This is a genomic window from Anaerobacillus sp. MEB173 (genome assembly GCF_052119505.1).
GTDB lineage: Bacteria > Bacillota > Bacilli > Bacillales > JBJMAU01 > JBJMAU01.
In genome coordinates this window covers 1-10,123 of record NZ_JBJMAU010000033.1, presented here as the reverse complement: position 1 = coordinate 10,123, position 10,123 = coordinate 1, and the positions used below count along the sequence as shown (strand labels likewise).

The 10,123-nt window shown below is 37.9% G+C and carries 8 protein-coding genes, 2 tRNA genes and 2 riboswitches; of the genes, 2 read left to right on the top strand and 8 right to left on the bottom strand.

Going from position 1 to position 10,123, the window contains the following annotated elements; translation table 11 throughout:
• Positions 1 to 415 precede the first annotated feature (415 nt).
• Complete coding sequence (locus ACJ2A9_RS23095; RefSeq protein WP_441424052.1) at positions 416 to 1,252, top strand: ion transporter; 837 nt, start codon at positions 416 to 418, stop codon at positions 1,250 to 1,252.
• A gap of 46 nt (positions 1,253 to 1,298) precedes the next feature.
• Here the strand turns inward: ACJ2A9_RS23095 and ACJ2A9_RS23090 are convergent, their stop codons facing one another.
• Both ACJ2A9_RS23090 and ACJ2A9_RS23085 read right to left on the bottom strand, forming a co-directional pair.
• Positions 1,299 to 1,793 carry a nucleotide triphosphate diphosphatase NUDT15 gene (locus ACJ2A9_RS23090; protein WP_441424051.1) on the bottom strand — a complete coding sequence of 165 codons (495 nt, stop codon included), beginning with the start codon at positions 1,791 to 1,793 and terminating at the stop codon, positions 1,299 to 1,301.
• A 12-nt stretch (positions 1,794 to 1,805) separates the two neighbouring features.
• On the bottom strand, positions 1,806 to 3,158 hold the full coding sequence (locus ACJ2A9_RS23085) for an aspartate kinase (protein WP_441424050.1): 1,353 nt from the start codon (positions 3,156 to 3,158) through the stop codon (positions 1,806 to 1,808).
• A 595-nt stretch (positions 3,159 to 3,753) separates the two neighbouring features.
• Positions 3,754 to 3,865: riboswitch (TPP riboswitch) on the top strand.
• 323 nt (positions 3,866 to 4,188) lie between these two features.
• Here ACJ2A9_RS23085 and thiC point away from each other — a divergent pair.
• On the top strand, positions 4,189 to 5,952 hold the full coding sequence (thiC, locus tag ACJ2A9_RS23080) for a phosphomethylpyrimidine synthase ThiC (RefSeq protein ID WP_441424049.1): 1,764 nt from the start codon (positions 4,189 to 4,191) through the stop codon (positions 5,950 to 5,952).
• A 283-nt stretch (positions 5,953 to 6,235) separates the two neighbouring features.
• Here thiC and tenA read toward each other — a convergent pair whose 3' ends face one another.
• From tenA to ACJ2A9_RS23050, 6 genes are all read right to left on the bottom strand, one after another.
• Positions 6,236 to 6,904, bottom strand: a complete 669-nt coding sequence (tenA, locus tag ACJ2A9_RS23075) for a thiaminase II (RefSeq protein WP_441424048.1) — start codon at positions 6,902 to 6,904, stop codon at positions 6,236 to 6,238.
• Positions 6,905 to 6,956: 52 nt separating this feature from the next.
• Complete coding sequence (locus ACJ2A9_RS23070; protein WP_441424047.1) at positions 6,957 to 7,700, bottom strand: ABC transporter ATP-binding protein; 744 nt, start codon at positions 7,698 to 7,700, stop codon at positions 6,957 to 6,959.
• Positions 7,701 to 7,746: 46 nt separating this feature from the next.
• The gene (locus tag ACJ2A9_RS23065; RefSeq protein ID WP_441424046.1) at positions 7,747 to 8,796 is read right to left on the bottom strand and encodes an ABC transporter substrate-binding protein; all 1,050 of its coding nucleotides are present in this window, start codon (positions 8,794 to 8,796) and stop codon (positions 7,747 to 7,749) included.
• A gap of 24 nt (positions 8,797 to 8,820) precedes the next feature.
• Positions 8,821 to 9,591, bottom strand: coding sequence for an ABC transporter permease (locus tag ACJ2A9_RS23060; RefSeq protein WP_441424045.1), 771 nt, complete (start codon positions 9,589 to 9,591; stop codon positions 8,821 to 8,823).
• 65 nt (positions 9,592 to 9,656) lie between these two features.
• Positions 9,657 to 9,767, bottom strand: a riboswitch (TPP riboswitch).
• A 162-nt stretch (positions 9,768 to 9,929) separates the two neighbouring features.
• Positions 9,930 to 10,005, bottom strand: a tRNA-Thr gene (locus ACJ2A9_RS23055).
• Positions 10,006 to 10,026: 21 nt separating this feature from the next.
• Positions 10,027 to 10,101: transfer RNA gene (locus tag ACJ2A9_RS23050), tRNA-Glu, on the bottom strand.
• Between the last annotated feature and the right edge of the window lie 22 nt (positions 10,102 to 10,123).

The following is a 10,123-nucleotide window of genomic DNA, read 5'->3' as shown; positions in this document are numbered from 1 at the left end:
TCGTCCTGAGCCAGGATCAAACTCTCCATAAAAGTGTTTGCGGCTCAAAATAATTCATTGACGAGATATCATGTATCTCAATAATTCGCTTGGCTTTTTTTGTTCAGTTTTCAAAGAACTAACGTGTCGTTTGATGACGACTTTTATAATATTACCATCATCACAACAATAAGTCAACAACTTTTTTGTCGGTTTTTGTCGACAACTGTTTAGCAGCGACAACAAAAATAATCTTAACATATTCGTTTATTCTACGCAAGTGTATTTTTGTTATTTTTTTAAAATACATTTCTATTTATATCAATGAGCTAAAATATTTATTATAAATCTATTATCTAGTAAAATAACTAGTGTTGTAATTATGAGATATGTATAATTAATAGGGTGTTATCTAGTATATGGAGGAAAATAACCAATGGAATCAACAAAAGCGAAACAACAAAATAAAAACTCGTTCTCTTATAAAGCAGCTGAAATCGTCAACCATCGTTACTTTCTAAATACGATTATTGGTTTAATTTTAATTAATGCTATCATCGTCGGTTTAGAAACATATCCAAACATTTATCAACCTAACATTGGCTGGTTCCACTTTGCAGATCGACTTTTGCTTTGGATTTTTACAATTGAAATTATCTTAAGAATGATTGCTGCCAAACCAACGTATAAGTTTTTTACAAATAGCTGGAACTGGTTTGACTTTATTATTGTAGCAAGCGGCCATTTATTTGCTGGAGCACATTTTATTACAGTTCTTCGTATTCTTCGTGTCCTGCGTGTGCTAAGAGCGATTTCAGTTATCCCATCCTTAAGAAAATTAGTCGATGCTTTATTGCTTACGATTCCTGCGCTAGGAAATATCATGTTACTGATGAGTATTATCTTCTATATATTTGCTGTAACAGGTACAATGTTATTTAACGAAGTTGCCCCAGAGTATTTCGGGAATTTGCAGCTATCACTATTAACACTTTTCCAAGTCGTTACGTTAGAATCTTGGGCTAGCGGCGTCGCACGACCTATATTTGAACAATTAACGTGGTCTTGGGTCTACTTTGTTATTTTCATCTTAGTCGGAACATTTATTATCTTTAACCTTTTTATCGGAGTCATTGTCAGCAATGTTGAACAAGCTAACAAAGCCGAAGAAGGGGATAAAGAAGAGGAAACAAGAAAAGAGCTAGCTTCATTACGTACAGAAATTGCTGAATTAAAAACAATGATCAAAACAATGAACAATAATAAAAGTTAAGAGAGAAGAAAAAGCTGTTGCTGATGGACAATCAGCAACAGCTTTTTCATTTAATATACTTTTCCAATTTCAACTTCTCAATTACGATAGAATCAGTTGGAAAAGCTAACGGCGGGATGTTACCGGATGTAAAGTAGTCGACTTCTACAAGGTCATCACTAGCCTCCAGCTCTCCTCCTATTTCTTCAGCTAAAAACCAAATCCCAACAGTATGCTGAGCTGGATTATGGAAGTTTGAATAAACAGTATACACATCATTCACTTTAATCTGTAACCCGGTTTCTTCTGCAAACTCTCTTTTTACCGCATCATACACGTCTTCATCCCACTCAACGTACCCACAAGGGATACACCATTTGTTCGAATAGCTTCCTCTTCGTTTTCCTAAAAGAATACCGCAATCCTTTATTACAATAGCCGCTACACCAACAACAGGGTTTTGATAAAAGATGAAACCACACATAACACAACGGGGTTTATTTTCTTCATTGTTCATTACTTCTAATGTTCCCCCGCACTTTGGACAAAACTGATAGCGCATAGTATTTAACACCTATTCAGTAAAAAATTCGTTGTATAATTCCCTTACAGCATCATCTGCTTGCTCCTCATGAATACCAAACACCATACTCACTTCAGAAGATCCTTGGTTAATCATATCGATATTAACCTTTGCTCTTGCAAGGGCAGCTGTAGCACCCGCAGATATACCAATTGTATCCTTCATCCCTTCGCCTACGATCATAACCATTGCTAAGCCTCGTTCAATATGAACATCATCAACATGTAACTCATTTTTGATCCGGTCAAGAATGCGAAGCTCTTTCTCATCATCTAATTGATCTTCTTTTAAGATGACAGATGTATCATCAATTCCAGATGGGATATGCTCATATGAAATCCCTTCATCTTCAATAATTTCTAACAAGTGGCGGCCAAAGCCGATTTCACGGTTCATTAAATATTTACGCACATAAATTGTACAGAATCCGCCATCACTAGCAATACCAATAACCGGACTCGATTTGTATTCCCTTTTTGCAATAATCATTGTTCCAGGAGCAGAAGGGTTATTTGTATTTTTTACACAGACGGGGATCCCTTTTCTAAACGCGGGAATAAGTGCTTCGTCATGGAAAACAGAAAATCCAGCATACGAAAGCTCTCTCATTTCACGGTATGTCAGTTCTTTAATTTCTTTTGGATTATCAACAACATTTGGATTTGCAACATACACTGAATCAACATCAGTAAAGTTCTCATATAAATCAGCATCAATTCCAGCTGCCAGAATAGAACCTGTAATATCTGAACCACCACGCGGAAATGTTACTAAGTTTCCTTCAGGAGAATAGCCGAAAAATCCTGGAAAAATAACAACACCATCACGATTACGAAGCTCATATAAATTATCGTACGCCTGAGGAAGGACCTGTGCATTTCCTGGCTCATCACTTACTAGAAGCCCAGCATCTTGTGGATTAACATACTGTGCTTCGATGCCTTTACTTTGTAAATAGAAGGCAACTAGCTTGGCGTTATTGTCTTCTCCGCTAGCTTTCATTAAGTCCATGAATTGCTCCGAGCTTTTTACTTCAGTCGCAAGACGCTCTTGCAGATCAGCTGTAATGTCATCAACAATTTTATCTGAAAGCTCCAACCCTTTGGCAATGTCACGGTAACGCTCAATAACAGCTTGCAATTCATCTTCAGCAGAACCATTAGCTAAAAATTGCGTTCCAAGTTGAATTAATAAATCAGTAACCTTTGTATCGTTTTTATCACGCTTACCGGGAGCAGAAACAACGACTATTTTACGTTCAGGATCAGCCGCAATAATTTCCCCAACTTTTCTAATTTGCTCTGCACTCGCTAATGACGTTCCACCAAATTTACATACTTTCATGTATATTTCTCCTCCATCGACTTATGTCAGTTATAGTCGTTTGAAAACTTTTTATTTTCTATCATAAAGCCAATTTGATTTCTTTTCTACATATTTTTATTGCTTAAGTAGAAATTTTTTTGAACATTAATAATTAGGAAACAGGCGCCAATTCCCCATGACTTAAAACTTTTAAGAAGATTCGATGTTTTAAAATATATCACATAGTTCCACTTTTATTAAATCGCAAAAATTGGGATATAGAGGAATCAGTATATATGAATATGACTGACCGTTGAACAGCTGTCGCATATGGTAAATCCTTCTTAAATACTAAAGGATAATGTGTATGTTACAAAAAATAGCAATTTATTTATCTGCTGAAACAACGAGCGAATCCATACGTACAGCCTAACTTAACTTTTTTGGAAAAAACTTCATAATTTTCTGATAACAACATATATTCTAAACAACCTTTAATTGTCGTCGGCCTCATAGCTACATAATTTAAAAGCGCTGTTGAGGTTGACGACTGTTTATAAAGCCTGCTATACATTTCACGTAATCTTTTCTCTTGCCAATCCAACCAATATTTGTTAGTCTATATCCAACAACTTAATGACAAAACGGGAGCTTGAAGATATCAAGCTGAGAGGGTAGCTAGTCTGCTGCCGACCGTAAACCTGATCTAGGTAATGCTAGCGGAGGGATTTTGCACTTATGGGATATGACTCTTACTGTCATATGTTTTGTAGCTATCATTTTTTATCTATGTATTTACAGTGGATAAATTAATAGACTATATACATATGTTTCAAGAGTCAATACACGTTAATCTCAAAAAACACAAAGACCGCCTCCAACTGAGCGGTCTTTTTTGCACTTAATAATAAACTACATTAGTGCTACGAGGTTAATAATGTATATTTTTTACTTATATTCAAAATAATGTTTTATCACTTTTTACTACTATAATATCCCCCCTCCTCTAGAGAAAATGGTTTTTTATTTTACAAGTTGTTTACTATTCATTTCTCAGGAGGTCTTTTCAATGACAAAGCAATCGGTTAATTTATCCCCTTTCCCAGGAAGTAAAAAAGTCTATCTTCAAGGTTCAAGAGAAGATATCAAAGTACCAGTACGTGAAATTGAACTAAGCCCAACGGTAAACGGTGACGAAGAAATTCTAAATAAACCCGTCCAAGTATATGACACAAGTGGACCCTATACCGATCCAAATTATGAAGTAGATATTCGTACAGGACTGCCAAGAATTCGTCGCAATTGGATTTTAGAGCGCGGTGATGTTGAAGAATATGAAGGACGAGATATCAAGCCCGAGGATAATGGTTTTTCATCAAGCGAACAGTCACAGAATACCGAGATATTTGATACATCAATGATTAAACCACTCCGAGCAAAATACGGACAAAACGTAACTCAACTTCATTATGCTCGAAAAGGAATGATTACACCTGAAATGGAGTTTATCGCAATTCGTGAAGGATTAGAACCTGAGTTTGTACGCAAGGAAATTGCTGAAGGGCGGGCGATCATTCCAGCTAACATTAATCACCCGGAATGCGAACCGATGATTATCGGACGGAATTTCCACGTCAAAATAAATGCGAATATTGGGAATTCAGCGGTTACGTCCTCAATTGAAGAAGAAGTGGAAAAAATGACGTGGGCGACACGTTGGGGCGCAGATAACATAATGGACCTTTCTACAGGGAAAAATATCCACACAACTCGTGAATGGATCATTCGTAACTCACCAGTACCAGTTGGAACCGTTCCTATTTACCAAGCTCTTGAGAAGGTGAATGGAATTGCTGAAGACCTTACATGGGAAGTGTACCGTGATACATTAATTGAGCAAGCAGAACAAGGTGTAAGTTATTTTACCATTCATGCTGGTGTACTTTTGCGCTATATTCCGATGACTGCAAAACGAGTAACTGGTATCGTTTCTCGTGGTGGTTCGATTATGGCGGCGTGGTGCTTGGCTCACCATCAAGAAAATTTCCTCTACACTCACTTTGAAGAGATTTGTGAAATTATGAAAACATATGATATCGCCTTCTCCCTTGGAGATGGTTTACGCCCAGGGTCGATCGCAGATGCAAATGATGAAGCACAGTTTGCAGAATTAGAAACTTTAGGCGAGCTGACAAAAATTGCTTGGAAGCATGATGTTCAAGTGATGGTTGAAGGACCGGGACACGTACCGATGCACCTCATTAAAGAAAATATGGACCGGCAGCTTGCCACGTGTGAAGAAGCACCTTTCTATACATTAGGACCACTAACAACTGATGTCGCCCCTGGATATGACCATATTACTTCAGCAATTGGGGCAGCAATGATCGGTTGGTACGGGACAGCGATGCTTTGCTATGTAACACCAAAAGAGCACTTAGGTCTACCAAACAAAGAAGATGTTCGTACTGGTGTTGTCACTTACAAGCTGGCAGCTCATGCCGCTGACCTTGCAAAAGGACATCCTAATGCGCAAAAACGTGATGACGCATTATCGAAAGCGCGTTTTGAATTTCGTTGGCGCGATCAGTTTAACTTATCCCTTGATCCGGAACGAGCGATGGAATATCATGACGAAACATTACCGGCTGAAGGGGCAAAAACAGCCCATTTCTGTTCAATGTGCGGCCCTAAATTTTGCAGTATGAGCATCACACAGGATATTCGTAAACTAGCAGCCGAAAAAGGCATCAATGAAAATACAGCTGTAGAACAGGGATTATCTGAGAAAGCAGAGGAGTTTCGTAGCCATGGCAGCAAACTCTATCAATAATTCTCATAATGCAGATCACTATGATAGAGTTGTAGAATTAAAAAGAAACATTAAGAATTTAGAAAACGAACTCCAATTCCAAAAAGAACAGCTTTTGCACATACAAAATACATGTGAACATCATTTTATAGAACAAGGATTAGTCAGAACGTGTCAGAACTGCCTCATGAAAGAAAGTATTTACTACTAGAAAAAAAGCTTAGAGAAATTCGTTTCTCTAAGCTTCTTTTGTCATATTCTTTTTACAATTTTACAAAGGCCTTAATTCTCCTTAAATAATTCCCTACACTGGCCACTTTTCTAATGTATACGCCATTTCCCAAAACATATATTCATATCGGCTACTTGTTACAAAGATCGATTCCATTCGTTGCTTCTCTTCATCTGAAGCTTTTTCTGCCCACTCGTCTAAACGGTTAATTTGTTCCTTTACGAGCTTTTCAAACCACTCATCTCCATACGTATCAATCCATTTTTGATAGATTGGGTGAGCCGGAGTTGATCCTTTATACTTCTCCCCAATTTCCCAATACAACCAGTAGCAAGGAAGAATTGCCGCAATACATTCGCCTAATGAGCCTTTATAAGCTACGGCAAACAAATGGTTCGTATAGGCAAGAGCAGTTGGTGCAGGCTCAGCAGCCATATGACCATCTTTATTTTTTGTAAGTCCTAGCTCTTTTGCAAAACCTTCATGCAGCATATGCTCTGCATCAAATGTTGATTTCGCATGAAACGCCATTTGCGACGTTGTGTGAAAATCCAATGCCTTCGCGGCGCCAATTGCTTGAACTTGTGCAAATCGAGAAAGATAAAACGAATCTTGCTGAACATAATAAGCAAAACATTCTAAAGGTAGTGAACCGTCAGCAACTCCTCTAACAAACGGATGCTCAAAGCTAGCATTCCAAATAGAATCTACTTTTTTTCTTAACTGTTCCGAAAATTTCATGATTTTTCATCCCTTCTTAATAAAATCATCCATTGTCACCTTAACACGTTCCCTATTTCATTTCGTATAAGGCGTTCATTAACAGTTGCTTTACCTGTACAAATTCAGTTGTGACCTTCATTTCTTTTTTTCTTGGTCGAGGTAATGTTACCTTAACTTCTAATACAACGTTAGTGGGACGCGGCGCCAATACATAGATACGGTCCGATAAGAAAATCGCTTCATCAATACTATGCGTAATAAATAATACTGTCCTTTGCATTTGACTCCAAATTTGCAGTAGCCAATCATGCATCTTCTCACGAGTCAATGCATCAAGCGCCCCAAATGGTTCATCTAGAAGCAATAATTCTTTTTTATGAAAAAAAGTTCGTAATAACGCAGCCCGCTGTTTCATGCCTCCCGACAATGCTTTTGGATAATAATCCTCATAGCCTTCTAAACCGAATAATGGAAATAAAGATAGAGCCTCTTCTTTAACCTCGTCTATTCGTTGTTTTGTTATTTGCGGACCTAACATGACATTCTCAAGAACGGTCTTCCATGGAAATAGCAAGTCTTTTTGCATCATATAACTGCAATGACCACGTTCTCCTTTAACATCGTTTCCATCAATCAATATGTCCCCAGCATTAGGAACTTCTAATCCTGTAATAAGATTAAATAACGTGCTCTTTCCGCAACCACTTGGGCCAATTAATGAAACAAATTCACCTTTTTTTAAAGAGAGGTTCATCCCATCAATCACTGGCTCACCACCATAAGAGTGATCCAAATTGCGAATAGTGATTTCCATAACAGCACCTAATTTCTATCGTAAAAGTATTTGTTTCCCTCTATTATTAAGGTAAAAATTTATTGGTCATTACTTCCTCTGTTAATACTTCTGTTTCAACCAAACCGGCATCAAGCAACCATGCTGAAAAGTCATTCCAAACTTTTTCGCTTTGGATTCCCCATTTTTCTGCGTTCCCTTGATATCTCGGACTTAACCATTGTTGTGATGCCCGAATTAGTTCAGCATTTGTTTCTGGACTTGCAGCAATCAAGATTTCAGCTGCTTCTTCTGGGTTTTCAATTGCAAATTCATATCCTTTAGACACAGCACTCATAAATTTTTCAACAAGTTCGGGATTTTGGTCAATCACTGTATTGTTACTAAAAATAACTGGGGAATAATAACTAAATACAGGATCAATATCCTTCAAATAGATCATATTGATGTCTTCACCACGAACCTCTGCTTCAATCCCGGTCCAACCGTAGAAAATCCATTGAAAATCAATCTCTCTCTTCGTATTAGCAAAAAAATCTGCCGAACCTACAGTTACACTATTCACAGCTGAAGGATCTACATCATGGGCATTTAGGACAGTAGTAAGAATTGCTTCTTCTTCCGCACCTCCAAAGCCACCGTATGTTTTGCCCTCGAAATCTTCTGGAGATGTAATATTTTTCTCAACTGGTGAAGCAAATCCAGATGTATGTTCTTGAATCACTGCCGCAATCGAAACAACCGGAATATCAGTTGATCTGGCTATCGTCACACTCGTTTGAGAAGCGATTCCAAAATCAGCTTGTCCTGCCGCAACAACTTGTAGGGCACCTTCCATTGCAGGTTCAATAATCGTTAGATCAAGCCCCTCTTCTTCAAAAAAGCCTTTCTCCTGAGCAACATATATACCTGTATGATTCGTATTCGGAACCCAATCTAAAATTAAGGTTGCTTCAACTAAACCCGCTGAAACATCTGCTTGTCCATCAGTTTCAGAACTCCCTTCTACTTCTACCTCTACTTCTTCACTTTGGCTTGATTCTTCAGATTGATTACTACAACCAACTAAAGCAAACATCAGTACTAACAATAAACACGCCATTAATTTCTTTAACATCCGGTTTCTCTCCTCAAAATTACTTTATTTTTTTACCTTGTGTTTCCATGGCATTGCCATTCTACTAATTAATACGACTACCAAAAATAACAGACAGCTTAAAATTGAAATCAATACAATCACAATGAAGACTTTGTCTGTCGCAAAGGAACTCTGCGCCTTTATTAAGTAAATACCTAATCCTTTACTGGCTCCCACCCATTCAGAAATGACGGCTGCGAGTACACTGTATGTAGCACCGATCTTTAACCCTGTAAACAAATAAGGAAGTGCATGTGGAAACCTGACAGAATAAAATACTTGCCAGACTGAACCTCCCATTGAACGCACTAGCCGGATCATATCGCGATCACTTGATTGCAGACCTTCCAACAAACTTACAACAACTGGAAAAAATGTCACAAGCGCCACAACTAATACCTTTGGAAGAATCCCATAACCAAACCAAATTATTAATAGTGGAGCAATCGCTATAATAGGAATTGTCTGTGAAAATAGGAGAATTGGATAAACAGCCTTTCGCAATAGTGGCGACATATCCAAAACAAAAGCCACCACTAACGCAACAACAATCCCTAATAAAAAACCAAGGATCGCTTCTTTTGTGGTCATCCATATATGCCCTGGTAAAAGATCCCACGTTTCAAAAAACGAGTGAACAATTAAACTTGGTGCTGGTAAAATCCAAGTCTCAATGTTCCAAAAACGAACAGCTCCTTCCCATAATCCAATAAAAAGCATGATAGTCATGACCATAGGCACAGCTGAAAGTACATACTGACGAAAAGATTTCATAAATACCCCCTTTCAATAAAAAAGTCTACACGCCAAGAGACGTGTAGACTTACATTTTAAAAAGCATGCAGATCATTATACATCCCTACGCTGGCATTATCCAGATCAGGTTAAAGGGTCGATATCTTCATCAGGATATCCTCTCAGCCAACCTCATAGCTCCCCTAACAATATTATTTTTATAACTCTTAGTACTTTAACACAGAAAATAATTTGTGACAATATAAAGTATCAAGTTTCTGTATATTCAAAAAAAGACTGTTCCAAAGATCGCGTCTAGCAATCAAATGAACTCAGCCTCTTATTATCTAAGTATATCTTAATTAAAGTTAATTACATGGTGCCGGCCAGAGGACTTGAACCCCCAACCTACTGATTACAAGTCAGTTGCTCTACCAATTGAGCTAGGCCGGCATCATAATGTAAAATTTTCTTTGGTGACCCGTACGGGATTCGAACCCGTGTTACCGCCGTGAAAGGGCGGTGTCTTAACCGCTTGACCAACGGGCCAACTATTTAAATTAGAAAGATT

Excerpts from the sequence above, each read along its gene's own strand:
- ACJ2A9_RS23095 (WP_441424052.1), top strand. The coding sequence starts at position 416 with ATGGAATCAACAAAAGCGAAACAACAAAATAAAAACTCGTTCTCTTAT.
- ACJ2A9_RS23090 (WP_441424051.1), bottom strand. The coding sequence starts at position 1,793 with ATGCGCTATCAGTTTTGTCCAAAGTGCGGGGGAACATTAGAAGTAATG.
- ACJ2A9_RS23085 (WP_441424050.1), bottom strand. The coding sequence starts at position 3,158 with ATGAAAGTATGTAAATTTGGTGGAACGTCATTAGCGAGTGCAGAGCAA.
- thiC (WP_441424049.1), top strand. The coding sequence starts at position 4,189 with ATGACAAAGCAATCGGTTAATTTATCCCCTTTCCCAGGAAGTAAAAAA.
- tenA (WP_441424048.1), bottom strand. The coding sequence starts at position 6,904 with ATGAAATTTTCGGAACAGTTAAGAAAAAAAGTAGATTCTATTTGGAAT.
- ACJ2A9_RS23070 (WP_441424047.1), bottom strand. The coding sequence starts at position 7,700 with ATGGAAATCACTATTCGCAATTTGGATCACTCTTATGGTGGTGAGCCA.
- ACJ2A9_RS23065 (WP_441424046.1), bottom strand. The coding sequence starts at position 8,796 with ATGTTAAAGAAATTAATGGCGTGTTTATTGTTAGTACTGATGTTTGCT.
- ACJ2A9_RS23060 (WP_441424045.1), bottom strand. The coding sequence starts at position 9,591 with ATGAAATCTTTTCGTCAGTATGTACTTTCAGCTGTGCCTATGGTCATG.